Here is a 25,628-nt window from a genome sequence, read left to right on the forward strand (position 1 = left end):
ACCCGCGTGACTCACCAGCGGCCGTGCCGACGCTCCCAGTCCTCTTCGATCGTGCGGCGTCTCCCCGCGATCCAGCCGGCCGGGATCACCGCGACCAGCACGCCGACCAGCACCCAGAGCGGGACCAGCCAGCTGTCGGTCATGTCGTGCAGCAGGCCGATCAGCAGCGGGAACACCGCGGCGACGGCGTAGCCGATGCTCTGCACGAAGCCGCTGAGCGCGACGGCGCTCTCGGGCGTGCGGGCCCGGATGCTGAGCAGCACGAGAGCGAGCGGGAACAGCGCGGGTGCGAGGCCGAACAGCACGACCCAGAGCGGGAGCCCCACGGTCGGGAGGAAGATCATTCCGGCGAGGCCGACGAGCCCGGCCGCGATCGCGATGAAGAAGACCGGGCGCGTCGCCTGGAAGCGCACGATCAGGATCGGCACCAGCAGCGAGCACGGCAGGCCCATCAGGCCGAACAGCGACAGCAGGAGTCCCGCGTTCGACGGCGAGACCCCGCCCACGTCGATCATGATCGACGGCAGCCACGAGAACGACACGTAGGCGACGGTCGAGGACGCCCCGAACACGAGCGCGATCGACCATGCCAGGGGCAGACGCCACAGCCGCCCGAAGACACGAGGGTTCGCGGGCGTGGTCGCGATCGGACCGGTCGCCATGGGCGCAGCGTCGGACTCCCGGTTCTCCTCGCCCGGCGACGCCGACTCGACGCGGGAGGACGCAGCGGTGACGGCACCCGCTCGGCTCGCGATCAGCATCGCCACCCAGGGCACGAGCGCGATCGCGGCGAACACGCCCCACAGCCCCAGCGACACGCGCCACCCTGCCGAGTCGGCGAGGGGCACCGCGATCAGCGGCGGCACGAAGGTCGACACGGCCATGGTGGTCGAGTAGACGGTCATCATCAGCCCGAGGCGATCGGGGAAGTACTTCTTGACCAGCGGAGGCAGCAGCACGTTGCCCGAGCCCACGCCCGCGAACACCACGGCCGTCGCCGCGAGCAGCGAGGTCGAATCGACGGCGAGGCTGCGCAGCAGAAGACCGGCGGCGATCAGCGCGATCGCGACGACGGCGACGCGTTCGAGTCCGAACCGCCGCTCGAACAGCGGCGTGAGAAGACCGAACACCGCGAAGCACACGGGCGGTGCGGCGCCGATCAGTCCGACGACCACCGACGACACCGCGAAGTCCTCGGCGACGTGGTCGAGCACGGGTGACAGCGACGCCACCGCCGAGCGCAGCGAGAACGCGACCAGCACGATGCCGACCAGCGCGAGCGCACGACCACGCCAGAGCGGCTGCGCACCCGAGGTCACGAGGTCTGCGACCCCTCCACCCAGGCCAGGTACTCGTCGGAGACCGTGCCGGTGACGTACCGGCCGTCGAAGCAGCTCATGTCGAGGTCACTCAGCACCGACCCGTCGGTGATAGCGGCCTTGAGGTCTTCGACCTCCTGGTAGACCAGGTGGTCGCAGCCCAGCTCGGCGGCGATCTCGGGGATGGTGCGTCCGTGGGCGATGAGCTCGTGACGGGACGGCATGTTGATGCCGTAGACGTGCGGGTGACGCACCGGCGGGGCCGCGGAGGCGAATGTCACCGAGGTGGCGCCGGCATCCCGAGCCATCTGGATGATCTCCTTCGACGTCGTGCCGCGCACGATCGAGTCGTCGATCAGCAGCACGTTCTTGCCCTGGAACTCGGTCGACATCGCGTTCAGCTTCTGACGCACGCTCTTCTTGCGCACGGCCTGGCCGGGCATGATGAAGGTGCGGCCGACGTAGCGGTTCTTGTAGAAGCCCTCGCGGTACTCGATGCCGAGCTTGCGGGCGACCTCCATGGCCGCGGGGCGCGAGGAGTCGGGGATCGGCATGACGACGTCGATCTTGTCCATCGGCACGTGCTTCGCGATCGTGTCGGCGAGGCGGTCGCCCATGCGCAGACGGGACTCGTAGACCGAGACGCCGTTCATGACCGAGTCGGGTCGGGCGAGGTAGACGTACTCGAACGCGCAGGGCGCGAGCGTGGTCTCCTTGGCGCACTGCCGACTGTGCAGCTCGCCCTCGTTGGTGATGAAGATCGCCTCACCGGGCTCGACCTCGCGGACCACCTCGTAGTCGGCGTTCTCGAGCACCAGCGACTCGCTCGCCACGACCCACTCGTCGCGACCCTCTGCGCCGGGGACGGTCGAGGGACGACGGCCGAGGATCAGCGGGCGGATGCCGAACGGGTCGCGGAAGGCGAGCAGGCCGTAGCCGGCGATCACCGCGATGACGGCGTAGGCGCCCTCGATGCGCTCGTGAGTGCGCTCGACGGCTTCGAAGATGCGCTCGGCGTCGAGGTCGACAGCAGACGTCGTGTTCTGCAGCTCGCCGGCGAGCACGTTGAGCAGCAGCTCGGTGTCGCTCGACGAGTTGAGGTGGCGACGGTCGCGCTGGGCCATGTCGGCCGTGAGCTCGCGCGTGTTCGTCAGGTTGCCGTTGTGGATGAGGATGATGCCGTACGGCGCGTTCACGTAGAACGGCTGCATCTCCTCTTCGTTCGACGCGGTGCCCTTGGTCGCGTAGCGCACATGACCCAGGCCGACGTTGCCGAGGAGGCCGCGCATGTCGCGAGTGCGGAACGCCTCGCGCACCATGCCCTGCGCCTTGGCGTTGTGCATCACGCCGTTCGCCTCAGCGGTCGCGATTCCCGTCGCATCCTGGCCGCGGTGCTGCAGCAGCAGGAGTGCGTCGTAGATGTCCTGATTGACCGGGGCAGAGCCCACCATTCCGACGATGCCGCACATGGACTCTTACTTCGCTCCGTCCGCGTAGGCGCCGATCAGGCGCACCGCTCCACCGTCGACGCCCTTGGCGCCCTGTTCGAACTCTCCTGCCGGACGCGGGCCGAAGCCCACGGTCCCGACCTGCCATGCGGGCATGCCGTCGGCCGCCAGCGCTGCGATCGCGGCATCCTTCTGGTCGGCTGCGACGATCGCGAGGAACCCGATCCCGAGGTTCCAGGTGCCTTCGGCGGACTCCAGCGTGGAGCCCGCGATGTCGCTGAGCACGCGGAAGACCGGGCTCGGCGACCACGTGCCGCGGTCGACCTCGGCCCAGCTGCCCTGCGGGAGCACACGCGCGAGGTTCGCCGCGATGCCGCCGCCGGTCACGTGGCTGAGCGAGTGGACGCCGCCGCCCGCGCCGCCGCCGAGCTGCTCGATCAGACGCAGCAGCGGGAGGGTATAGAGGCGGGTCGGCTCGAGCAGGGCCTCGCCCCAGGTCGTGCCGAAGTCGGCGGCGTTGTCGCCGTAGCCGATGCCGGCGTTCGTGACGATGTGACGCACGAGCGAATAGCCGTTGGAGTGCAGACCGCTCGACTCGACGGCCAGAACCACGTCGCCGTCCTGCACGCGGTCGGCGCCGAGGATGCCGTCGGCCTCGACGACTCCGGTCGCGGCGCCGGCGACGTCGTAGTCGCGCGGGCCGAGAAGACCGGGGTGCTCGGCCGTCTCGCCGCCGATGAGCGCGGTGCCCGTCGCGGTGCACGCCTCAGCGATGCCGCGAACGATGTCGGCGATGCGCTGCGGGAAGACCTTGCCGCAGGCGATGTAGTCGGTCATGAACAGGGGCTTCGCGCCCACCACGACGATGTCGTCGACGACCATGCCGACCAGGTCCTGGCCGATCGTGTCGTGCTTGTCGATGGCCTGCGCGATGGCGACCTTCGTGCCGACGCCGTCTGTGCTGGTGGCGAGCAGCGGGCGACGGAAGTCGCGCAGCGCGCTCGCGTCGAACAGTCCGGCGAATCCGCCGACACCGCCGAGCACTTCAGGGCCGTGCGTCGCGCGCACGGAGGACTTCATCAGCTCGACGGCGAGATCGCCTGCAGCGGTATCGACGCCGGCTTCGGAATAGGGATTGGTGGAGGAGGCAGCCACACCTCCAGCCTACCGCCCGCCGAGACCTCCTCTCCCCTCTCTGCATCTCCTACGATGGGGCCATGGCCGACAAGCCGCAGTGGTTGATCCGCGAGGACGCGAGCGTTCCGGTGCTCGTCGCGCTCGCGCTGCGGCAGTCGCTCGGCATCCGCGCCCCGGAGGATCTTCCGAGCCTGCGCGATCTGCCCGTCCGAGCACCGGATGCCGTCGAGGTGACGCCCGAGCTCGAGAGGCAGTGGCGCGACTACTGGGACATGACCGTCGAGCCCCGAGCCCACCCGTCCGGTGTTCCGCTGGAACTCGTGGAAGGCTTCGACACCCTGGTGGCGCTGCCGGCGACAGGCGCCGAACAGCTCGCCGAGGCGATCGAGCCGCACGCGGCGTCGGCGATGCACTTCGCCCGCGTCGCGCACGACCGCTATGTGTCGTCGATCCACAGCTCGATCGCGAACCGGTCGGGCGGCGGGACGATCGGGGGCGAGTCCTATCGCGCCTATGCCAGCGCGATCGCCGAGTTCGAGCGCGAGATCGGGCGCCGCGCGCACTCGTTCGAGCTCAATGTGCAGGTGCTGCCGTTCTCGCAGCGGGGCATCTGGTGGATCGGCGCGCTCACGGTGGCGGTGACCGACGGCCTGCGCCGCGACGTGGTCTCGTTCGATGCGGCGATCCGGCCCATCATCGCCGAACTGGCGTGACGCTCTCGGGCGGGATCAGTCGTTCGCGATGATCGTCTCGTGCTCGACCGTGACGACATGGTCGTGGCGACGAGCGACGCGCTCGAGGATCAGCGCGACGACGCTCGCGAGCGCGAAGCCGATCGGCACCGTCCACAGCAGCAGGAAGCCGAACACCTGCCCTGGAGGGTAGACGACGTTGGCGGCCTCGGAGGGCTCGTAGCTGCCGATCATCGTCAGGATGCCGGCGGCGATGATCCCGAGCACGACGCCGATGGCCATGAACACGCCGAAGCGCGGCACGCGGCGGACGGTCGCCTCGACCGTCTGGGAGGAATCGTGTGAGGACATGCATCCATTGTCCCACCGTTGGCTGGGCGCGGGGTGCCTGTCCGCGGGGCCGGGCAGGGCCGGCTCGCGACACCTGTCAGGGGCGCAGCGGCAGGACGTCCGAGAGATCGGCGCGAGTGCCCGAGGCGCTCACCCGACCCGAGGCTGCCGCATCCGACCAGTGCTCCGCGCCCGTGGCGACGGCGATCCAGGTCGCCGGGTCCATCTCGACGACGTTCGGCGGAGTGCCACGCGTGTGGCGGGGGCCCTGGATCACCTGCACGGCGCCGAACGGGGGGACCCGCACCTCGACGCTGTTGCCCGGCGCCTTCTCGTCGAGCAGCTGCAGCAGGTAGCGCACGGCGGTGGCGAGCGGGGAACGCTGCGGCTTCTCGCCCGCGGCATCCGCTCGCCTGACCTCGTCGAGCGCGGCGCGGCCGTCGATGATGTCGATCTTCCTGGAGGGCATGCAAGAAGGGTACGCCGAGCGGGGTCGGACGCACCCGCGACCGCCCGACCGCGCACCCGCGGGCATAGGCTCGACGCGATGAGCCAGAATCCCGATACCCTGCATGGCGCGCGCGCCGAGCTGATCGCGGCGGCGCGGCGCGGCGATGCGTGGGCGAAGCCCTTCCCGCCGGTCGGCGGGAAGGCGCATCCGGCATCCGTGCTCGTGCTGTTCGGGCGGCTCGACAGCGTCCCGGCCCGGACCGACGAGACGACGGTCGCCGCCGACCTCGATGTGCTGCTGCAGCGACGGGCCGCGACCCTCTCGTCGCACCCCGGGCAGGTGTCGTTCCCCGGCGGTCGGGCCGAGGACGCAGACGCGGATGCTGTCGCCACCGCCCTGCGCGAAGCCGAGGAGGAGACCGGACTCGACCCCGCGGGGGTCGAGATCCTCGCGACCCTTCCCGAACTGCCCCTCGCCGCCAGCAACCACGTCGTCACCCCCGTGCTCGGCTGGTGGCGCACGCCCTCCCGGGTCGCCGCCGTCGACCACGCCGAGACCGTCGAGGTCTTCCGCGTGCCGGTCGCGCAGCTGCTCGACCCCGGCAACCGTCACACCTCGACCATCCACCGCCTGGGCCGCACGTGGAAGGGTCCTGCATTCGACATCGACGGCACGATCGTGTGGGGGTTCACGGCGATGGTGCTCGACGCCCTGTTCGATGCCGCGGGGTGGACTGTGCCGTGGGACGCGTCGGTCGAACGTCCGATCCGGCCGTGAGTCGAAACCCGCCGAAACCCGCGGGGCGGCCTCGGTAGGCTGGACGGGTGAAGATTCTCGTCCTCGGTTCCGGTGCCCGTGAGCACGCGATCATCCTCGCTCTGCGGGCAGAGCAGGCGGAGCACGAGATCTTCGTCGCTCCCGGCAACGCCGGCATCGCCCAGGACGCGACGCCCGTCACCCTCGACATGCTCGACGGCGCCGCGGTGACCTCGTTCGCCAACGAGCACGCCGTGGATCTCGTGGTGGTCGGTCCCGAGGCCCCGCTGGTCGCCGGAGTCGCGGATGTCCTTCGATTCCACGGCATTCCCGTGTTCGGCCCCGGCAAGGCTGCGGCGCAGCTCGAGGGGTCAAAGTCGTTCGCGAAGCGCATCATGGATGCCGCCGGCGTGCCCACCGGACGCGCCGTGCGCGCCACCACGACCGCAGAGGTCGAGGCCGCGTTCGCCGACCTCGGCGCACCGCACGTCGTGAAGGCCGACGGCCTCGCCGCCGGCAAGGGCGTCATCGTGACCTCCGACCGCGCGGAGGCTCTCGCCCACGCGGAGCACTACCTGCCGTCGGGCCCCGTGCTGATCGAGGAGTTCCTGTCGGGCCCCGAGGTCTCGCTGTTCTTCCTGAGCGACGGCGACACCGTGCGCGCACTCAGCCCCGCCCAGGACTTCAAGCGCGCGCTCGACGGCGACCAGGGCCCCAACACCGGGGGCATGGGCGCGTACTCTCCGCTGCCCTGGCTCGCCGACCAGTTCGGCAGCGAGCAGGCCTTCGTCGAGGAGGTCACCCGCGACGTCGCCCTGCCGGTGATCCGTCAGCTCGACGAGGAGGGCACGCCGTTCATCGGGCTGCTGTACGCGGGCCTCATCCTCACTCCCGCGGGCGTGCGCGTGATCGAGTTCAACGCCCGCTTCGGCGACCCCGAGACCCAGATCGTGCTGCCGCGACTCGTGACTCCGCTGTCGGAGCTGCTGCTCGCTGCGGCGTCCGGCACACTCGAGGACCAGCCCGAGCCCGTGTTCAGCGACGACGTCGCCATCACCGTGGTGCTCGCGAGCGAGGGCTACCCCGAGGCGCCGCAGACCGGTCGTCCGATCGAGGGTCTCGCCGATGCCGCCGATGTCGAGGGCGTGCGTCTCGTGCACGCCGCGACCGCGAGCCCCGATGCACCGGGCGGCTCGCTGATCGCGACCGGTGGCCGCGTGCTCAACGTCGTCGCCGTGGCGTCGGACTTCCGCACCGCGCGAGATCGGGCCTACGAGGCGATCGGCCGCATCACGCTCGAGGGCTCGCACTTCCGCACCGACATCGCCGCCCGCGTCGCGGAGTAGTTCGACCCCGTCGTCTTCCTGCCGAATCGCGCAGGTACTCCGCCATTCCCGCTGCGATCTCTTGACACCGCCAGCTTTCTTCAAGAAAGTTGGCGCATGCCTCTCCGCTCCGACTGGTCGACAGCCACGTGTCCGATCGCCCGCTCCGCCGATGTGCTCGCCGACCCCTGGGTGCTGCTGATCCTGCGCGAGCTGTTCTCGGGACGCAGGCGCTTCGATGAGCTGCGCGATGCGACGGGCGCCGCCGACTCCGTGCTCGCCCGACGTCTCGCCTCGATGAGCGGCAGCGGGCTCCTCACCCGCGACGCCGAGCGCGGCTACGCGCTGACGGATGCCGGGCGCGAGACCCTGCCGATCCTGCACGCGTTCGCGCGCTTCTCCCGAGCCACCGATCCGGACGGCCCCTGGGGGTTGACGGTCAGCTGCGCGCGATGCGGCGAGGTGGCGGCATCCGTCGACTGGTGCGCGACCTGTGCCGCCCCGCTCGACGCCGCCAGCACCCGCTGGACGCGACGCAGCATGGGCGGCGAGCCCTTCGACCTGATCAGCGGCGGCGTCGCATGACCGCCGAATCGGTGGACGAGCCCGCCGAGATGCCTGCAGGCGCCCCGGGACAGCGACAGCGCCGCATCCACCCCGCCTGGATCGTCGCCCTCGTCGCCCTGATCGCCCTGATCGGAGCCGCCGGATTCCGCGCCGCCCCCGGGGTGCTGATGCTGCCCCTGCAGGACGAGTTCGGCTGGACGACCGCCGAGCTCTCGCTCGCCGTCACCGTCAACCTGCTGCTGTTCGGGCTCACCGCACCCTTCGCCGCCGCCCTCATGCAGCGCTTCGGCATCCGCGCGGTGACCGTGACCGCCCTGTGCGTGATCGGAGCCGGCGCCGGGCTCAGCGTGTTCGTCGCCACCCCGGCGCAGCTGATCCTGACGTGGGGAGTGCTCATCGGACTCGGCACCGGGTCGATGGCCCTGGTGTTCGCGGCCACGATCACCGACACCTGGTTCGCGACCAGGCGCGGTCTGGTCTCGGGCGTGCTCACGGCCGGCAGCGCGACCGGACAGCTCATCTTCCTGCCCGTGATCGCCGCAGCGGCCGAGGACATCGGATGGCGCGGAGCATCACTCATCATCGCCGGCGGCGCGCTCGCCGTCGTCCCCCTGGTCTGGATCTTCGTGCGCAATCGTCCGAGCGATCTCGGCGTCACCCGATACGGAGACACCGGACCCGTCACCGTGACCGCGAGGCCGAAGGGCAGCGCATGGGGCGCCGCCCGCCTCGCCATCACGACGCTGCGCGACGCGGCCCGCACCAAGACGTTCTGGGCCCTCGCGATCGGGTTCGCGATCTGCGGCGCCACGACCAACGGGTTGATCGGCACCCACTTCATCCCCAGCGCCCACGACCACGGGATGGCGACGACGACCGCCGCCGGGCTGCTCGCCGTGGTCGGGATCTTCGACATCGTCGGCACCGTGTTCTCGGGCTGGCTGACCGACCGGGTGAACCCGCGCATCCTGCTGGCCGCCTATTACGCACTGCGCGGCGTGAGCCTGCTCTTCCTGCCGAGCCTGCTGTCGGCCGAGGTGCAGCCGAGCATCATCGTGTTCATCGTGATCTACGGCCTCGACTGGGTCGCGACGGTTCCGCCCACCATCGCCCTGTGCCGCGAGGTCTTCGGCGACCGGGGACCCCTCGTGTTCGGCTGGGTGTTCGCCTCGCACCAGATCGGAGCCGGCATCGCATCGCTCCTCGCGGGCATGGTGCGCGACCACACCGGTCAGTACACGATCGCCTGGTTCGCCGCCGCCGGGCTCTGCGCCGTGGCAGCCCTGGTCAGCGCGACGATTCGCCGGCATCCGACTCCGATCCCGGCGCCCTGACCTGTCGACGGCGAAGGCCCCCACCCGAGACCGGATGGGGGCCTTCGACGCAGAGAGCCGCTCAGAGCACCTTCGAGAGGAAGTCCTTCAGACGCTCGTTCTTCGGGGCTCCGAACAGCTCCGCGGGCGGCGCCTCCTCGACGACGACTCCGCCGTCCATGAACACCGTGCGGCCCGAGACCTCGCGCGCGAAGCCCATCTCGTGCGTCACGAGCACCATCGTCATGCCGCCCGACGCCAGGTCGCGGATGACCTGCAGCACCTCGCCGACCATCTCGGGGTCGAGGGCGCTGGTGGCCTCGTCGAAGAGCATGATCTCGGGGTCCATCGCGAGCGCGCGGGCGATCGCCACGCGCTGCTTCTGACCGCCTGACAGGGATGCCGGCTTGGCGTCGGCCTTCTCGGCCAGGCCCACGCGGTCGAGAAGCGCGAGCGCGCGCTGCTTCGCCTCGGCCTTCGAGAGCTTGCCGAGCTCGACGGGCGCGAGCGTGATGTTCTCGAGCACCGTCATGTGCGGGAACAGGTTGAAGTGCTGGAACACCATGCCGATGCGCTGGCGCACCTCGTCGAGCTTGACGCTCTTGTCGGTGAGGTCCACGCCGTCGACGATGACGTGACCAGACGTCGGCTCCTCGAGCTTGTTGAGACAGCGCAGCAGGGTCGACTTGCCCGACCCCGACGGGCCGATGACCGCGACGACCTCGCCGTCCTCGACCGTGAGATCGATGCCCTTGAGCACGTGGTTGTCGCCGAACGACTTGTGCAGGTCTCTGACCTCGATCTTGCTCATGCGTTGAACGTCCTCTCCAGGCGGTTCGCGAGCAGCGTCAGCAGCGTGATCACGACGAAGTAGATGATGGCGACGATCGTCAGCACCTGCGCCGACAGGTACGTCGAGGCGATGATCTGACGCGACACGAAGGTCAGCTCGGCGAGGCCGATGACGCTGATCAGCGACGTGTCCTTGAGGGTGATGATGCCCTGGTTCACGAACGAGGGGATCATGATGCGGAACGCCTGCGGCAGCACGACCTTCTGCATCGTCTTCCAGTGCCCGAGACCGAGCGAACGCGACGCCTCGGCCTGGCCGGGATCGACGGCCTGGATGCCACCGCGGATGATCTCGGTCATGTATGCACCCGTGTTCAGCGAGAGCGTGATCGCTCCGGCGACGAACGGGTTGAATGTGAGTCCGGGGAACAGCTGCGGGATGGCGAAGAACACGAAGAACGCCTGCACGAGGATCGGCGTGCCGCGGAAGACGTAGACGTAGGCCGTGGCGACCCAGCGGAACGGCGCGAAGCCCGAGACGCGCCCGAACCCGAAGATGAGGCCGAGGATGAACGCCGCGACGATCGCGACGAGCGTCGCGAGGATGGTGAGCCACAGACCCTCCATCAGCGCGGGCCAGTACTTGACGGCGACCGAGAAGATGTCGGTCGCCTGCGTGGTCTCCTCACCGCCGGCGAGGTAGCTGTCGACGATCTCGTCGTATTCACCTGACGCCTGCACGTTCGCGAGGCCCTCGTTGAACATCTCGATCAGCTCGGGGTTCTGACCCTTGTTGACCGCGAAGCCGTACTCGCCGCCCAGCTCCGGCTCGCCGATCAGACGGAAGCCCGATCCCTGCTGGATGCCGTACGCGAGCACCGGGAAGTCCTCGAAATACCCGACCGCCTGTCCGGCCTTGACGGCGTCGACCATGTCGGTGGTGTCCTGGTACGGCGTGATGCGGAAGCCGTACTCGTCCTGGTTCTCCTCGGCGAACGTCTGCCCCTGCGTGCCGGTCTTGACCGCCACGGCCTCGCCGTCGAGGTCGTCGAGCGACTGGATGTCGCTGGAGTCGAGCACGCCGAGCTGGATGCCGCTGGTGAAGTACGGATCGCTGAAGTCGAACGTCTGCTTGCGCTCGTCGGTGATCGACATCCCGGCCATGACGGCATCGACCTGGTTGGCCTGCAGCGCCTGCACCGCGGCGTCGAATCCGAGCTGACGGATCTCGACCTCGAAGCCCTGGTCCTTCGCGATGGCGCGAAGCAGGTCCATGTCGATGCCGACGAGGTCGCCGTTCTCGTCGGTGAACTCGAACGGCGCGAATGTCGTGTCGGTGCCGATGACGTAGGTCTCGGTGTCGTCGGCCGCGGTCGCGGCGGAGGCGCCGCCGAGCAGCGCGCCGGCCGCGATGAACGCCGTGAGCGCCATCGCCCCGGCGGTGCGTCCGAGCGCGCGCAGGCGCGCGGAAGCAGAAGAGGGATTTCGGATCACGACGGGTGCTCCTCGGATCGGATGGGCGACAGGATGCTGCCACCGGGATGGTCGTCGACCATCAACCCTAACCGGCGACGGCGTGTCGCCGTGTCCCGAGCGTGTCCCAGCGCCGTTCGCGCGCTCGTTCGCGCGCTCGGCGCTAGAGGGCGATCCAGTACCGCCGGAGCATCGCGTATGCGCGCTCGGACTGGTCGCTGACGTCCTGCAGCACGCCACCGGCGCCCTCGATCGTGCGGTAGGAGCCCACGTTGTCGTCGTCGCATGTGACCAGCACGCGGTCGAGTCCGATCTCGCGGGCACGCTCGAGTCCGAGGCGCAACGCCGCGGAGGCATAGCCCTGGCGGCGGCGGGAGGCGCGCACAGAGTAGCCGATGTGCCCGCCCGCCTCGCGGAGCCACTCGTTCAGCTCGTGCCGGAACGAGAGGAACCCCACGACCTCGCCGTCATCGACGATCCAGTAGAGGTCGTTGTGCACGGCGTCATCGGGCAGCGGGGCGGAGGTGTCGGCGAGGAGGGTCGACTTCTCGATCAGCGCGTCGAGCGTCGCGCGATCCGGGGTGACGGGTGCCTGCAGACCCGACCCGTCGACGTGGCTGTCGCCGAATTCTGCGACGGCGGCCGCCCAGGAGTCGAACAGGTCGGTGGTGGGCCTCGTGAGCTCGATCGTCATCGCCCGATGAGATCACACCTCGGCGTCGGTCGCCAAACGGAGAGACAGAACTGTCAGCTGGCCCGGCGCAGCAGCCCGGCGATCGACACGTCTTCGTCGAGGCTGTTCCAGTGGATGCCCTCGCCTGAACCGATCAACCGCCAGTCACCACGTTCCGCGTCGGTCGCTCCGGCGAGGCGCGGAAACCAGTGCAGCGGAGCCCTGAGCGTCCGCCCGTCCCTGATGCGGACGTGCATCGCACGGTCGTCGATCATCACGTCGACAGCGACCGCATCATCGACCGAAATGCTCATACCACGCCTCCTCGAACCGATCTCCGTGTCGCTCGACGAGGCGCTGGAGCGCGCGCAGTTCATCGTCGTTGAACCTTGACCGTGATGCCGAGCTTACGGGCGCAAGCCAGAATTTGGCAGTCATTCCGGAATGCTCAACATGCACGTGCGGTGGCTCCGATCCCTCATTGCTGTAGAAGAAGAATCGGTATCCGCGAACTCGCATGACCGTCGGCACGGAGCGACCGTAGCCAGCGAGATCGCACGAGCGAGTCGGGTTCGGCGCAGTCGCCCGGGGATTGGGGAGAGCCGGGTCCCCCACACGATCGTGCAGAAGACCCGGCTCGTCGTCAGGGCGGTTCAGGCCGCGGGGGCGGGCGCCTCTGCGGGGGCGGATGCTGAAGCATCCGTCTCCTTCGGCGCACCGCGCAGGAAGAACGCGGCGATGAGGCCGATCACGATGACGCTCGCCGGCAGCAGGATCGCCTGCGACATCGCGGCGGAGAACCCCTCGGCCACCTGAGGTGGAAGCGTGCCCCCGGAGCTGATGGAACCGGCGGAGTCACCCATGCCCGGAAGATTGGCCTCGAGCCGCGACTGCATGAACGTCGCGATGGCGGCCGAGCCGATCACCGAGCCGATCGTCCGGGTGGTGTTGTAGATGCCCGCACCCGCGCCCGCCTGACGCATCGGGAGGCGTCGCGTCGCGGTCGTCGCGAGAGGGCCCCACATGCCGGCGCTGCCGATGCCGAGGAGAGCGGACGGGAACAGGAACATCCAGATCTCTGTGTCGACGCTCACGAGAGACGAGTACCAGACCAGCGCCGTGCCGAAGATGAGAAGGCCGGGGATCAGGATGAACCGGGGGTCCGTGCGATCCAGGATCTTGCCCGCGACCGGGGCGAGCACGCCCGAGAACACCGCCATCGGGATCATCAGCAGGGCAGCCTGCGTCGGCGCGAGGCCCCGGGCGATCTGCAGGAAGAACATGAGCGGCAGCGACATGCTCGTCACGGCGAAGCCCACGGTCGCGATCGCGATGTTCGCTCCCGAGAAGTTGCGGTCGCGGAAGAGCTCGAGCGGCACGAGCGCCTCGCTCTTCGTCTTCCACTGCTGCAGGATGAACACGCCCAGCACCACGATGCCGGCGATGATCATGCCCCAGACGGAGATGGGTCCCCAGATCACGCCCCAGTCGTACTTCTCCCCCTCCTGCAGACCGAACACGACGAGGAAGATGGCGGCGGCACTCAGCACGACGCCCAGGATGTCGAAGCGGTGCGGATGGGTCGCGAGCTTGGGCACGAGGATCCATGCGGCGACGAAGGCGATCACGCCCACGGGGAGGTTGACGAAGAAGATCCACTCCCACCCGAGGCTGTCGACCAGCACGCCGCCGAGCAGCGGGCCGACGAGGGTCGCGACTCCGGCCGTGGCCCCCCAGAGCCCCATGGCCGCTCCCCGACGGTTCGGCGGGAACGTGCGGGTGATCACGGCCATCGTCTGCGGCGTCATGAATGCGGCGCCGAGCCCCTGCACCGCGCGAGCAGCGATCAGCATCTCGAGCGAGTCCGACAGCCCGCACCAGAGCGAGGCGAGCGTGAAGATCGCCAGGCCGATGAGGTAGATGTTCTTCGGCCCGAACCGGTCGCCGAGGCGGCCCGTGATCAGCAGCGGCACGGCGTAGGCGAGCAGGTAGGCGCTCGTGACCCACACGACGTTGTCGAGGTTGTTGGTTGTCGGGTCGAGGGCGGCCTTGATGGCCGGGTTCGCGACAGAGACGATCGTCGTGTCGACGAGGATCATGAAGAAGCCGATGACGAGCGCCCAGAGCGCGGGCCAGGGGCTCGCAGGTTGGTGCCCGGCCGCGAAGGTCCCGGTCGAGGGACCGGATGACGCGGATGCCACGGGCTGGCCTCCGGTCGAGGGGGAATCGGTCATTGCTGTGCAGCCTTTCGCTGAGCGAGGTAGCGGTCTGTGTCGGTGAACGCCGACGGCCCCCAGGGGAGGTCGTCGCCGTCGAGGCGGGTGAGGAGGGCGTCGAGCCAGCGGAGTTCCGCATCGAGGAGGACTTCCTCGCGCTCGACCTCGACGAGGACCTGCGGCGGGACGCCCTTGGCCCTGGCCTTCGCGAGGCCGTGGCTGTGCATCTCGTGGGCGGCGAGCAGCGCGGTGCGACGCTCACCGAGGAGTTCGACGACGTCGTCTCGTTCGAGGTTGTGGGATTCGGCGAGAGCGATGCGGAACTCGGTCTCGCTGTCGACGCGCGGCAGCTCCCTGCGCACCCACGCGATGACCGTGTCGCGACCGGCATCCGTCAGCGTGTAGGTCGTGCGCTCGGGGCGGTTGCCGTCGCGGTCGATGCCGACCTCGTCGAGCAGCCCCGCCTTCTGCAGCCGCGCCACGGTGTGGTACAGCGTGCCGTTGGTGATCGCAAGCAGTCGGTCGTCGTGCCTGGCCCGCAGCAGTCGCACCATCTCGTAGGGGTGCATGTCTGCCTCGCGCAGCAGCGCGAGCACCATGACGCCCATCGGAGTCAGCGTGTCGATCGGATCCTTCACGGCGTCTACTCCATCCTGATTAGTCCAGGTGGACTATACGCTTGTCGTCGGCGAACCGCAACGTCGATGGCGGCGAGTGGCGCCCTAGCCCAGAGCGGCCGCGAGCTGATCCGAGGTGAGCGCGCGATCCGCGTACACGAGCCGCATCACCGAGGGGTCGGGATTGCCGACATCCGGCGCTCGGTGCACCAGCTCGAGGCCGAGCTTCTCGGCGACGTGGGCGGAGGCGCGGTTGTGCTCGACGAGGTAGGCGATGATGGGACGCTCCGGCGCGATCTCGCGTGCTCTCTCGACTCCCGCCAGCGCCAGCTCGGTCGCCAGCCCTCGCCCGTGGTGATCAGCGGCGATCCGATACCCGATGTTCCACACCGCACCGCCGAGCAGGGTGCACCCACCGTTGCCGACGACCTCGCCGGTGTCCCGCAGACGGGCGACCCACGATCCGAGACCGGCTTCGGTCCAGCTGCGGCCCCACCGTTCCATCATCTCGACGGTCTGAGCGGGGTCGGTGTGCCGCAGGCTCGGATAGTGCGTCCACACCCGGGGATCGCTCTGGATGGCGAAGACGGCGTCGAGGTCGGAGGGAACGGCTCGCGAGAGGCGCAGTCGGTCGGTGAAGAGGTCGTCAGTCACGTCTCAACGCTAGACAGCGTCTCCGACACTCGGGCCGTGCTGTGTGCGCGTTCAGCTCTTCAGCTTGCGCAGAGCCGACCCCTTGTGCGCGGCGGTGTCGCCGCTCTTCTCCGACTTCACGATGTACGCGGGGTCGTCGTCCGAGGCGGTAAAGCTCTGCCCGGCGAACCGGAAGTCCTTCGTCCGCTTCTCCTCGACGGTTCCCCGCGTCCGCCCCTGCGATGTGTTCCAGCTCACCCGGTCACCCGTGGAGAGATCCTTCGTCATGACTCCTCCGATCGTCCTGCGTCGAGCCTCGCCGATGCCGCGGGGGTCGCACCAGGCCTTGACACGACAGCGGTGACGCCGACCCGCGATAATGGGCGGGTGAGCACACCTTCGGACAGCACCGCGCAGACCATCCCCGGCTGGCGCCACATCTACTCGGGCAAGGTCCGCGACCTGTATGCCTCGGACGATGCGGCCGACACCCGCATCCTCGTGGTCGCGTCCGACCGGGTGAGCGCGTTCGACTTCGTGCTCTCCCCCGGCATCCCCGAGAAGGGCGCTCTTCTCACGCGTCTCAGCCGCTGGTGGTTCAGCCGGCTGAGCGACGTGCCCAACCACCTCGCCGACGGCGAGATCCCGACGGGCGTCGCCGACCGCGCCATGCTCGCGCAGTCGCTCGAGATGCTGCCGGTCGAGTGCGTCGTGCGGGGCTACATCACCGGGTCCGGCTGGGCCGAGTACACCGAGAGCGGCACCGTCTGCGGCATCCCGCTGCCCGCCGGTCTGCAGAACGGCGACCGCCTTCCCGAGCCGCTGTTCACCCCTGCCTACAAGGCCCCGATGGGCGAGCACGATGAGAACATCACCTTCGAGCAGACCGTCGAGCTCGTCGGAGCCGAGCGCGCGGCCGAGCTGCGCGACGTCTCGATCTCGCTCTACACGCGTGCCGCTGCGATCGCCGAGGAGAAGGGCCTGATCCTCGCCGACACCAAGTTCGAGTTCGGGACGGATGCCGACGGCATCCTGCACCTGGCCGACGAGGTGCTCACGAGCGACTCGTCGCGCTACTGGGATGCCGAGGCCTGGCGCACCGGCACGACGCCGAAGGAGCGCATGGCGAGCTTCGACAAGCAGATCGTGCGCGACTGGCTGGCCGCGAACTGGGACAAGCAGGGGGAACCCCCCGTGCTGCCCGACGACGTCGTCGAGCGCACCGCCGCCCGGTACCGCGAGCTGATCGAGCGCCTCGGGGCCTGAGGGCGCGGTTCCTCACCTCGAGCGGAGGAGAACTGCGTCTCGGGAGGAGGGATCCTCGAGATTCCTCCTCCCGAGACGCAGAAGTCCGCCCGAGGGATGACTCGACGCACCCAGGGAACACTCAGGAATCGGTAGGGTTGCTCCAGCACTCCCACTCCCCCCGATCCTGAGGAGCCCGCATGCCCCTGTGGAAGACCCACGGAAACGGCCGCACGGTCGAACCCGGCGCCGTCGTCAAGCCCGATGAGCGCCTGAACTGGCCCGCGACCATCGCGATCGGCGCCCAGCACGTCGTCGCGATGTTCGGAGCGACATTCCTGGTGCCGACGCTGACCGGGTTCCCGGTCTCGACCACGCTGCTCTTCAGCGGTCTCGGCACCCTCATCTTCCTGCTGATCACGAAGAACCAGCTGCCCAGCTATCTCGGCTCGTCGTTCGCGTTCATCGCGCCGATCACCGCCGCCGTCGCCGCGGGCGGCACCGGCTCGGCTCTCGCGGGCGTGGTGGCCGTCGGCATCCTGCTCACGGTCGTCGGCCTGGTCGTGCAGTTCGCCGGCCTCCGCTGGGTCGACGCGCTGATGCCCCCGGTCGTCGCCGGCGCGATCGTCGCGCTGATCGGCTTCAACCTCGCCCCCACCGCGTGGAACAACTTCCAGATCGACCCCGTGACCGCGACCATCACGCTCGTCGCGATCATCCTCTTCGCGGTGCTGTTCCGCGGCTTCCTCGGCCGCATCTCGATCTTCCTCGGCGTCGCAGTCGGCTTCATCTACGCCGCCTTCACCGGGTCGTTCGACGTTCCCAACGCCCTGCGCGGCGGCAAGACGCCCGCTGAGCTCATCGCCGACGCCCCGTGGGTCGGCCTGCCCGAGTTCCAGCTCCCCGACTTCATCGCCCCGGGCACCTGGTCGACCATCGCGATGTTCCTGCCGGTCGTGCTCGTGCTGGTCGCCGAGAACGTCGGCCACGTGCGCGGCGTCGCGACCATGACCGAGGACCCGGCCATCAACAGGCACACCGGCCGCGCGCTGATCGCCGACGGCGTCGCCACGACCCTCGCCGGTGGCTTCGGCGGATCGGGAACCACGACGTACGGCGAGAACATCGGCGTCATGGCCGCGACCCGCGTCTACTCGACCGCCGTCTACTGGGTCGCCGGGCTCTTCGCGATCCTGCTGGCGTTCTCACCCAAGGTCGGCGAGGTCTTCAACTCGATCCCCGCGGGTGTGCTCGGCGGTGCGACCACCGCGCTGTACGGTCTGATCGGCATCATCGGCATCAAGATCTGGGTCGACAGCCGCGTCGACTTCTCGCGCCCGGTCAACCAGTACACCGCTGCGGTGTCGCTCGTGATCGGCATCGCGGGCTTCTCGATGCAGCTCGGCGACTTCGCCTTCGGCGGCATCGTGCTGGGCACCGTCGCGGCTCTGCTGATCTACCACGTGGGCAACCTCATCGCCCGAGCCCGCAAGACGGGCGCCGATGACCCTCGCCCCCTCGAGGCCGTCGGACCGCTCGGCGGAGACCCCGCGTAACCACGCAAGACCCTCGCACGCGAAGATCCCGGATGCTGCCGCTGCGGCATCCGGGATCTCTGCGTCAGGGCGTGGTCGCTCTCAGGCGATGACGGCGAGCACCCCGTCGGGAGCGACCACCGCCGAGAGCTCCACTCGGTGCGACAGCGTGCCGGCCCGGTGGGCGGTGACCGTGGTCTCCATCTTCATCGCGTCGAGCACGGCGACCGGGTCGCCCTCGGCGACCTCCGCCCCGTCGTCGGCGAGCCAGCGCACGAGCGTGCCCGGTGCCGGAGCGCGCAACTCGGTCGGATCGGATGCGGGCGCCGCGGCGCCGGCGGCATCCGCCAATCCTCCGAGTCCGGCGAGCAGAGCGACCGGGAGTCCGAGCACGACTCGGCGGCCGTCGATCTCGACGGGGAAGCGCTGGAGTGCGGCATCCGGCACGGGAGCCGGTCGCAGCTGCGGCTCGAGGCGGGGCAGCAGCGTGCTCTCGATCCACTGCGTGTGCACCGCGAAGGTGTCGGTGGCGAAGGCCTCGTCATCGATCGCGAGCAGATCGAAGGGGATGACGGTCGCCGGTCCCTCGACGAGCAGCTCGCGCAGCGCGCGACGCGCCCGCACGAGTGCGGCGTCGCGGTCGTCGGCGTGCACGATGAGCTTCGCGATCATCGAGTCGAAGGCCGGCTGGACGACGTCGCCCGCCTCGATGCCGCTGTCCCAGCGCACGCCGGGTCCACCGGGGATGCGCAGCGACTCGACCCGGCCGGGGCTGGGGAGGAAGCCGCGACCCGGGTCCTCGGCGTTGATGCGGAACTCGAAGGCGTGCCCTGCCGGAGTCGGCGTCTCGCTGAACGAGATCCCCTCGCCGAAGGCGATGCGGAACTGCTCGCGCACGAGATCCGTGCCGGTGACCGCTTCGGTGACGGGGTGCTCCACCTGGAGTCGGGTGTTCACCTCGAGGAAGGAGATCGTGCCGTCGGCCGCGAGGAGGAACTCGACGGTTCCGGCCCCTCGGTACTGGACCTCGGCGCAGATCGCCCGGGCCGCGTCGTGGAACCGCCTGCGCTGCTCGTTCGACAGCCCGGGCGCCGGAGCCTCCTCGATGAGCTTCTGGTTGCGTCGCTGCATCGAGCAGTCGCGATCGCCGACGACCACCACGCCGCCGCGTCCGTCGCCGAGCACCTGCACCTCGATGTGGCGCGGGCTCTCGAGGAATCGCTCGACGAAGCACTCCCCCCGACCGAAGGCGGCGATGGCCTCGCGGGTCGCGGCCTCGAAGGCATCCGCGACCTCCGACAGCTCGCGCACCACCTTCAGACCTCGGCCGCCACCGCCGAACGCGGCCTTGATCGCGATCGGGAGCCCGTGCTGCTCGGCGAAGGCCACGGCCTCGTCCGGCCCGGCGAGCGGCTGATCGGTGCCGGCGGCCAGGGGCGCCCCGACGCGCTGAGCGATGCGACGCGCCGTCATCTTGTCGCCGAGGGCGTCGATGCTGTCGGGCGAGGGTCCGATCCAGATCAGGCCGGCGTCCTCCACGGCGCGGGCGAACTCCGCGCTCTCCGAGAGGAACCCGTAACCGGGGTGCACGGCATCCGCGCCGCTCGTGCGAGCTGCGTCCAGCAGCGCCTCGATCGAGAGGTACGTCGTCGCCGCGGTGTCACCGCCCAGCCCCACGGCCTCATCCGCGAGGCGCACGTGCAGCGCGTCGGCATCCTGGTCGGCGTAGACCGCGACCGACGTGTAGCCGGCTTCGGCGCAGGCACGGATGACGCGCACGGCGATCTCTCCGCGGTTCGCGATCAGCACCGTGGTCATGAGGTCTCCTTGATGATGAAGCGGATGCGCACGCCGGGCGGCAGCTGTCCGGCGAGGTCGAGGCTGCGATCGGTGAGCGCGCCGATGATCGGATATCCCCCGGTGAGCGGGTGGTCGGGGAGGAACAGCACGGGCTGACCGTCGGGCGGCACCTGGATCGCCCCGGTCACCGCCCCCTCGCTGGGGAGCTCTCCGCTGACGGATCGCTCGAGGGGCACGGCGCCCTCGAGCCTGATGCCCACCCGGTCGGACCGCGGGGTCACGGTCCACTCCTGCCCGGTGAGGGTCGCGAGCGCCGCATGCGTGAACCAGTCGTCACGAGGACCGAGAGTGATCTCGAGGTCGACGAGCTCGCCGGATGCCGGCAGCGTTCGCGGTGAGACGTCCGGCTCGACCGGATGCCGAGCGGAGTCACCGACGAGCAGCACGTCTCCCGCGGCCAGCGGGCTCGGTCCGAGCCCGGCGAGGGTGTCGCTCGCACGGCTGTCGAGCGCGGGTTCGACGGCGACTCCGCCGCGGACCGCGATGACGTAGCGCAGCCCATGGGTCGGATGCCCCAGCGTGAGCTCGTCGCCCTCGACGGTCGCGAAGGGCGCGCCGTGCTCGATGCGACGCGCCACACCGTCCGAGTCGACCAGGTCGAGAGAGCCGACGGCGCCCGCGACCGCGGCCACGCCGGAACCCCGGAAGCGCAGCACCGCACCGCCGACGCTCTCGAGCACCCCGGCGCCCACGGCATTGCCGACTGCACGGTTCGCCTCACGCATGGCGCGGCGATCGGCGACGCCGGACGCCGAGACGCCGAGCGCCGCGAATCCCGGACGGCCGGCATCCTGCACCAGCAGCTGCATCGACGGACGCACGACCTCGACCGCGGCGGCGGGGGCCGTCGGAGAACCCGGATCCGGTGTCCCGCCGGCGGCATGTCGCTCGACGACGCGCCGGACAGGAACCTCTTCGTCTCCGTTCTCCGGCACCGCGATCCGCTCGCGCACCTGCTCGAACCGCACCGTCGTTCCTGGCGACAGCAGCGCCGGAGGGTCACGGTCGATGTCCCACATCAGGGCGTCCGTGCGTCCGATGAGCTGCCAGCCGCCCGGGCTCTCGCGCGGGTACACCCCGGTGAACTGGCCGGCCAGTGCGACGGATCCGGCCGGCACCCGGGTGCGCGGCGACGAGCGGCGGGGCACGTCGAACAGCGGATCGCTGCTCACGACATAGCCGAAGCCGGGCGCGAAGCCCGAGAACGCGACCTTCCAGTCGGCGGCGAGATGGCGGTTGACGAGCTCGGAGGCAGACACGCCCAGCAGGGATGCCGCCTCATCGAGGTCTTCCCCGTCGTACCGCACCGGCACCGTGACATCACCGGTGGCCGGCAGGTGATCGGTGTCGATCTCGGTCGCGGCCAGGGCCCGGGCGAGGTCGGCGGCCGACACCACGAGGGGATCGAATCTCACGAGCACGGTGCGCGCCCCGGGGATCCGCTCGACCACGCCGCGCACGCCGTCCCAAGCGAGATTCAGGCGCATCGCCTCGTCGAGGTCGGCCGCCTCGACGAGAAGCGCGCGATCGGATGCCGTGAGGATGCGCATCAGACGAAGTACTCCGCGTCCGGAACGTCGGTGATGAACATGTATCCGGGCGCGTGGGTGACGGCGAACGGTGGCCTGGAGGCCATGATGGCGGCCTGCGGGGTGACACCGCACGCCCAGAACACCGGCACCTCGCCCTCGCGCACCTCGGGAGCGTCCCCGAAGTCGGGCTGCGAGAGGTCGGCGATGCCGAGAGATGCGGGGTCGCCGATGTGCACCGGTGCACCGTGCACCGCGGGGGTCCGGCCCGAGATCTGCACGGCATCCGCGACGCGGTCCGCGGGGATCGGCCGCATCGAGACGACCGTCTCACCGCTCAGCCGGCCCGCGGGGGTGCAGTCGATCGCCGTGCGATACATCGGCACGTTGCGCCCGAGCTCCTGATGCCGGATCGGGATCCCCGCCTGCACGAGTCCCGTCTCGAACGTGAAGCTGCATCCGATGAGGAACGAGACGAGGTCGGGATGCTCCTCCCACGCCGCCGTCGCATCGGTGACCTCGTCGACGAGCTCGCCGTCGCGCCAGACGCGATAGCGGCCGATATCCGTGCGGATGTCGCTGCCCGGCGCGAGCCGCGACTCCACCTGACCCTGCTCGATGACCTCGAGCACGGGACAGGGCTTCGGATTGCGCTGGGCGAAGAGCAGGGTCTCGAAGGCCCAGTCCGCCGGCACCGAGATGAGATTCGCCTGCGTGAGTCCGACGGCGACTCCGCTGGTCGGCGCGGAGTGCCCTGCGCGGATGGCCGCGCGCGCCGCACGCGCGGCGGCGAGCTGATCGGCGGTCGCGAGAACGGTCATGTCAGACTCCCGCGAACGGCGCGATCGTGATGCCGGCGTCCTGCAGCATCCGCTTGGTCTCCGCGGCCATGGCGACCGATCCCGGGCTGTCGCCGTGCACGCAGATCGACTGCGCGCTGACGGGCACGTCCGTGCCGTCGATCGCGCGGATCACCCCTTCGCCGGCGAGTCGCACCATGCGCTCGGCGACCGCGACGGGGTCGTGCAGCACCGACCCGGGCTCGGTGCGCGAGACGAGCTGACCGTCGGGCTGATACGCCCGGTCCGCGAAGGCCTCGGCCGCGGTCGGGAGCCCCGCACGCTCGGCGACATCGAGCACGACGCCTCCGGAGAGGCCCAGCAGCACGAGGTCCGGGTCGATCGCGCGGATCGCCGCCACCACATCCTTCGACTGCCGCTCGTCGCGGGCGATCGTGTTGTAGAGCGCTCCGTGCGGCTTGACGTAGGCGACCCGGCCGCCCACGGCCGCGGCAAGACCGATCAGGGCTCCGAGCTGGTATTCGACGTGCGCCTGCAACGTGGCCGAGTCGATGTCGACCTTCGTGCGCCCGAAGTTCTCGTAGTCGCGGTAGCCGGGGTGCGCGCCGATCACGACGCCGCCTGCCACAGCGTTCTCGAGCGTCGACCGGATGCCCTCAGGGCTGCCCGCGTGGAAGCCGCACGCCACGTTCGCACTCGTGACGAGGCGCAGCATGCTCTCGTCGTCGCTGACGACCCGGTCGGGGACGTTCTCGCCGAGGTCGGAGTTCAGATCGATCGATGTCACGGGGTCACGCTCCGATGCCGAGGAAGGCGAAGATCGGGCCCACCGAGACGATGCCCATGTACCAGGTGAGCAGCGTCACGATCGTACCGGCGACGAGCAGCCAGATCGGGTACTTCTTCGACCCGAGCAGGTCGCGGCGGAACCAGCCGATGTACATGAAGACCGTCAGGCCGATGGGGAGGATGAGTCCGTTGAACCCGCCGACGAACACGAGGATCGCAGCCGGTGCCGTGCCGATCGAGAGGTAGACGATCAGCGACACGACGATGAACGCGACGGTCGCCAGCTGCAGCGGCCAGCCGCCCTTCAGCTTCTTGGTGAAGGTCGAGAGGAAGGTGGCCGACGTGTACGCGGCGCCGATGACCGAGCTGATCGCCGCAGCCCAGAAGATGGCGCCGAAGATGCGCAGACCCGCGTCGCCGAGCACCGCGCCGAAGGCCTGTCCGGCCGGGTTCGCCGCCTGGCTCGAGAGGTCGAGCGAGACGCCCGAGGCGACCACGCCGAGGATCGCGAGGAACAGCACGTAGCGCATGACGCCGGTGACGAGGATGCCGTTCGCGGCGGCGCGCATCACGGGACCCGCCTGCTCGGGGCCGGTGTGACCGGAGTCGAGGTAGCGGTGGGCACCCGAGTACGTGATGTAACCGCCGACCGTTCCGCCGACGATCGTGGTGATGGTGGCGAAGTTGAGCTCGTCGGGGACGAATGTCTGACGCAGCGCCTCGCCGATCGGCGGCTGGGCGATCACGGCGACGACGATCGTCATCCCGATCATGCCGATGCCGAGGATGACGAGCACGACGTCCATCACGGGCCCTGCCTTCTTCACGAGGAAGATGATGATCGCGAGGGCGGCGGTGAGCGCGCCGCCGAGCTTTGCATCGATGCCGAGCAGCGCGTTGAGGCCCAGGCCGCCGCCGGCGATGTTGCCGATGTTGAACGCGAGACCGCCGATGACGACGAGCACGGCGATCACGTGGCCCGAGAAGGGGATGGCACTGTTGGCGAGTTCGCCGGCGCGCTTGCCCGACGAGGTGATCATGCGCCAGATGTTCAGCTGCACGGCGATGTCGATCAGGATCGAGACGAGGATCGCGAACGCGAAGGCCGCCCCCATCGTCGCGGTGAAGGTGGCCGTCTGCGTGATGAAGCCGGGGCCGATGGCGCTCGTGGCCATCAGGAAGATCGCGCCGATCACGGCACTTCGGCCGGCACGTCTCTTGGCGGCGGAGAGCCGCAGGTCGTCTTCGGCGGACAGCGGGGCTGTGGTGTTCTCTGACATTGCGGGGGATGTCCCATCGTCGTTGGTGGGTGTCGAGTGACACCCAGTGTAGAACGGATCGAGCAATATTGTTCAACAACTTTGTTTCCGTCGTGCTACGGCCGAGTTGCAGTCGCGTGTTTCCACGCGCAGTTCCTCGAACGATCCGTCGCCACCGCCGCCTACGATGAAGGCATGAACCAGCAGGGCATGCTCGCCGATGCGCTCCGACAGCAGATCATCGACGGCGCGTTCGCGCCCGGATCACGCCTGTCGGAATCGGCCATCGCCGAGCACTTCGGCGTCGCACGCAATACCCTGCGCGAGGCATTCCGGGCGCTCTCCGAGCAGGGCCTGCTCGAGCATGTGCCGCACCGGGGCGTCTCCGTCGCCTCGCCGTCGATCGCCGACGTGATCGACATCTATCGTGCTCGCCGGATCATCGAGTGCACCGCCCTGCTGCACTCCGAGCCCGAGCATCCTGCGGTGCAGCGGATGGAAGAGGCCGTGGTCGCCGCAGAGGCGTCGGCGCAGGACGCGCTCCTCGACGACACAGAGACGTGGCGGGCAGTGGGCAGCGCCAACATGGCGTTCCACGTCGCACTCGTCTCGCTCGCCGACAGCCCCCGCCTGGCACGCACCTATCGCGACCTGGCCGCCGAGCTGAGACTCGCGTTCCTGAAGATCGATGATCCTCGCTCGCTCCACGAGCCCTTCGTGCGCAAGAATCGCGCCGTGCTCGACACCTTCCTCACCCGCGGCGCGCAGGCCGGTGCGGCCGAGCTCGAGCGCTACCTCGTGCAGTCCGAGCGCGTGGTGCTCGGGGCGTTCGCCCGGATGCAGCTGGCCTGACGCCCTCTGCGGTGGAC

Annotated in this window: 27 protein-coding genes; 8 read left to right on the forward strand and 19 right to left on the reverse strand. The window is 69.6% G+C overall.

Annotated features, from left to right (window positions below; translation table 11 throughout):
- Positions 1-11: 11 nt before the first annotated feature.
- From AB0N61_RS14615 to purM, 3 genes are read right to left on the reverse strand one after another with little or no spacing between them, the layout of a single operon-like run.
- Entirely contained in the window at positions 12-1,319 is a 1,308-nt protein-coding gene (locus AB0N61_RS14615; protein ID WP_363365070.1) for an MFS transporter, read from the reverse strand.
- Positions 1,316-2,788 (reverse strand): amidophosphoribosyltransferase, encoded by a 1,473-nt coding sequence (gene purF / locus AB0N61_RS14620; protein ID WP_363365071.1) that lies wholly within the window; start codon positions 2,786-2,788, stop codon positions 1,316-1,318. The genes AB0N61_RS14615 and purF overlap by 4 nt, the downstream gene beginning before the upstream one ends.
- 6 nt (positions 2,789-2,794) lie before the next feature.
- Positions 2,795-3,922 (reverse strand): phosphoribosylformylglycinamidine cyclo-ligase, encoded by a 1,128-nt coding sequence (purM, locus tag AB0N61_RS14625; RefSeq protein ID WP_363365072.1) that lies wholly within the window; start codon positions 3,920-3,922, stop codon positions 2,795-2,797.
- Positions 3,923-3,984: 62 nt separating this feature from the next.
- On the opposite strand from purM, the gene AB0N61_RS14630 reads away from it, so the two are divergent.
- Entirely contained in the window at positions 3,985-4,617 is a 633-nt protein-coding gene (locus tag AB0N61_RS14630) for a zinc-binding alcohol dehydrogenase (protein ID WP_363365073.1), read from the forward strand.
- Between the two features lie 15 nt (positions 4,618-4,632).
- Here AB0N61_RS14630 and AB0N61_RS14635 read toward each other — a convergent pair whose 3' ends face one another.
- Both AB0N61_RS14635 and AB0N61_RS14640 read right to left on the reverse strand, forming a co-directional pair.
- Positions 4,633-4,947, reverse strand: a complete 315-nt coding sequence (locus AB0N61_RS14635) for a potassium transporter Trk (RefSeq protein WP_167946782.1) — start codon at positions 4,945-4,947, stop codon at positions 4,633-4,635.
- 76 nt (positions 4,948-5,023) lie between these two features.
- Positions 5,024-5,395, reverse strand: a complete 372-nt coding sequence (locus tag AB0N61_RS14640; RefSeq protein ID WP_167946784.1) for a sterol carrier family protein — start codon at positions 5,393-5,395, stop codon at positions 5,024-5,026.
- Between the two features lie 78 nt (positions 5,396-5,473).
- Between AB0N61_RS14640 and AB0N61_RS14645 the strand changes: the two genes are divergently transcribed.
- From AB0N61_RS14645 to AB0N61_RS14660, 4 genes are all read left to right on the forward strand, one after another.
- The gene (locus AB0N61_RS14645) at positions 5,474-6,154 is read left to right on the forward strand and encodes a CoA pyrophosphatase (protein WP_363365074.1); all 681 of its coding nucleotides are present in this window, start codon (positions 5,474-5,476) and stop codon (positions 6,152-6,154) included.
- A gap of 47 nt (positions 6,155-6,201) precedes the next feature.
- Positions 6,202-7,479: a phosphoribosylamine--glycine ligase gene (gene purD, locus AB0N61_RS14650; protein WP_363365075.1), complete on the forward strand. Its 1,278-nt coding sequence runs from the start codon at positions 6,202-6,204 to the stop codon at positions 7,477-7,479.
- A gap of 96 nt (positions 7,480-7,575) precedes the next feature.
- Positions 7,576-8,043, forward strand: coding sequence for a helix-turn-helix domain-containing protein (locus AB0N61_RS14655; protein WP_363365076.1), 468 nt, complete (start codon positions 7,576-7,578; stop codon positions 8,041-8,043).
- Complete coding sequence (locus AB0N61_RS14660) at positions 8,040-9,359, forward strand: MFS transporter (RefSeq protein WP_363365077.1); 1,320 nt, start codon at positions 8,040-8,042, stop codon at positions 9,357-9,359. Before AB0N61_RS14655 ends, AB0N61_RS14660 begins: the two co-directional genes overlap by 4 nt.
- 61 nt (positions 9,360-9,420) lie before the next feature.
- Here AB0N61_RS14660 and AB0N61_RS14665 read toward each other — a convergent pair whose 3' ends face one another.
- The 9 genes from AB0N61_RS14665 to AB0N61_RS14705 form a co-directional block, all read right to left on the reverse strand.
- Positions 9,421-10,149 carry an amino acid ABC transporter ATP-binding protein gene (locus tag AB0N61_RS14665; RefSeq protein WP_167946794.1) on the reverse strand — a complete coding sequence of 243 codons (729 nt, stop codon included), beginning with the start codon at positions 10,147-10,149 and terminating at the stop codon, positions 9,421-9,423.
- Positions 10,146-11,624 carry an amino acid ABC transporter substrate-binding protein/permease gene (locus AB0N61_RS14670; RefSeq protein WP_363365078.1) on the reverse strand — a complete coding sequence of 493 codons (1,479 nt, stop codon included), beginning with the start codon at positions 11,622-11,624 and terminating at the stop codon, positions 10,146-10,148. Before AB0N61_RS14670 ends, AB0N61_RS14665 begins: the two co-directional genes overlap by 4 nt.
- A gap of 142 nt (positions 11,625-11,766) precedes the next feature.
- Entirely contained in the window at positions 11,767-12,297 is a 531-nt protein-coding gene (locus tag AB0N61_RS14675) for a GNAT family N-acetyltransferase (RefSeq protein ID WP_363365079.1), read from the reverse strand.
- A 53-nt stretch (positions 12,298-12,350) separates the two neighbouring features.
- Positions 12,351-12,590: a DUF2442 domain-containing protein gene (locus AB0N61_RS14680; RefSeq protein ID WP_363365080.1), complete on the reverse strand. Its 240-nt coding sequence runs from the start codon at positions 12,588-12,590 to the stop codon at positions 12,351-12,353.
- Positions 12,571-12,795: a DUF4160 domain-containing protein gene (locus tag AB0N61_RS14685; protein ID WP_363365393.1), complete on the reverse strand. Its 225-nt coding sequence runs from the start codon at positions 12,793-12,795 to the stop codon at positions 12,571-12,573. The genes AB0N61_RS14680 and AB0N61_RS14685 overlap by 20 nt, the downstream gene beginning before the upstream one ends.
- 134 nt (positions 12,796-12,929) lie before the next feature.
- Positions 12,930-14,510 carry an MFS transporter gene (locus tag AB0N61_RS14690; protein ID WP_167946800.1) on the reverse strand — a complete coding sequence of 527 codons (1,581 nt, stop codon included), beginning with the start codon at positions 14,508-14,510 and terminating at the stop codon, positions 12,930-12,932.
- Entirely contained in the window at positions 14,507-15,130 is a 624-nt protein-coding gene (locus tag AB0N61_RS14695) for a PadR family transcriptional regulator (RefSeq protein WP_363365081.1), read from the reverse strand. Before AB0N61_RS14695 ends, AB0N61_RS14690 begins: the two co-directional genes overlap by 4 nt.
- An 84-nt stretch (positions 15,131-15,214) precedes the next feature.
- Positions 15,215-15,763 (reverse strand): GNAT family N-acetyltransferase, encoded by a 549-nt coding sequence (locus AB0N61_RS14700; RefSeq protein ID WP_363365082.1) that lies wholly within the window; start codon positions 15,761-15,763, stop codon positions 15,215-15,217.
- A gap of 51 nt (positions 15,764-15,814) precedes the next feature.
- Positions 15,815-16,030, reverse strand: coding sequence for a DUF2945 domain-containing protein (locus AB0N61_RS14705; protein ID WP_363365083.1), 216 nt, complete (start codon positions 16,028-16,030; stop codon positions 15,815-15,817).
- A 99-nt stretch (positions 16,031-16,129) separates the two neighbouring features.
- On the opposite strand from AB0N61_RS14705, the gene AB0N61_RS14710 reads away from it, so the two are divergent.
- Together AB0N61_RS14710 and AB0N61_RS14715 are read left to right on the forward strand one after the other, a co-directional pair.
- Positions 16,130-17,008 (forward strand): phosphoribosylaminoimidazolesuccinocarboxamide synthase, encoded by an 879-nt coding sequence (locus AB0N61_RS14710; protein WP_363365084.1) that lies wholly within the window; start codon positions 16,130-16,132, stop codon positions 17,006-17,008.
- A 179-nt stretch (positions 17,009-17,187) separates the two neighbouring features.
- Positions 17,188-18,543, forward strand: a complete 1,356-nt coding sequence (locus AB0N61_RS14715) for a solute carrier family 23 protein (protein WP_363365085.1) — start codon at positions 17,188-17,190, stop codon at positions 18,541-18,543.
- An 81-nt stretch (positions 18,544-18,624) separates the two neighbouring features.
- On the opposite strand, the gene AB0N61_RS14720 is transcribed toward AB0N61_RS14715, so the two are convergent.
- From AB0N61_RS14720 to AB0N61_RS14740, 5 genes are read right to left on the reverse strand one after another with little or no spacing between them, the layout of a single operon-like run.
- On the reverse strand, positions 18,625-20,340 hold the full coding sequence (locus AB0N61_RS14720) for a biotin carboxylase N-terminal domain-containing protein (protein ID WP_363365086.1): 1,716 nt from the start codon (positions 20,338-20,340) through the stop codon (positions 18,625-18,627).
- Positions 20,337-21,932, reverse strand: coding sequence for an urea amidolyase family protein (locus AB0N61_RS14725; protein ID WP_363365087.1), 1,596 nt, complete (start codon positions 21,930-21,932; stop codon positions 20,337-20,339). The genes AB0N61_RS14720 and AB0N61_RS14725 overlap by 4 nt, the downstream gene beginning before the upstream one ends.
- Positions 21,932-22,732, reverse strand: a complete 801-nt coding sequence (locus AB0N61_RS14730) for a putative hydro-lyase (RefSeq protein WP_363365088.1) — start codon at positions 22,730-22,732, stop codon at positions 21,932-21,934. The genes AB0N61_RS14725 and AB0N61_RS14730 overlap by 1 nt, the downstream gene beginning before the upstream one ends.
- A 1-nt stretch (position 22,733) precedes the next feature.
- On the reverse strand, positions 22,734-23,498 hold the full coding sequence (locus tag AB0N61_RS14735) for a 5-oxoprolinase subunit PxpA (RefSeq protein ID WP_363365089.1): 765 nt from the start codon (positions 23,496-23,498) through the stop codon (positions 22,734-22,736).
- A gap of 4 nt (positions 23,499-23,502) precedes the next feature.
- Complete coding sequence (locus tag AB0N61_RS14740) at positions 23,503-24,780, reverse strand: NRAMP family divalent metal transporter (RefSeq protein WP_363365091.1); 1,278 nt, start codon at positions 24,778-24,780, stop codon at positions 23,503-23,505.
- A gap of 174 nt (positions 24,781-24,954) precedes the next feature.
- On the opposite strand from AB0N61_RS14740, the gene AB0N61_RS14745 reads away from it, so the two are divergent.
- Entirely contained in the window at positions 24,955-25,611 is a 657-nt protein-coding gene (locus tag AB0N61_RS14745; RefSeq protein ID WP_167946822.1) for a GntR family transcriptional regulator, read from the forward strand.
- Positions 25,612-25,628 lie beyond the last annotated feature (17 nt).

The organism is Microbacterium sp. NPDC089320 (assembly GCF_040684875.1).
GTDB lineage: Bacteria > Actinomycetota > Actinomycetes > Actinomycetales > Microbacteriaceae > Microbacterium.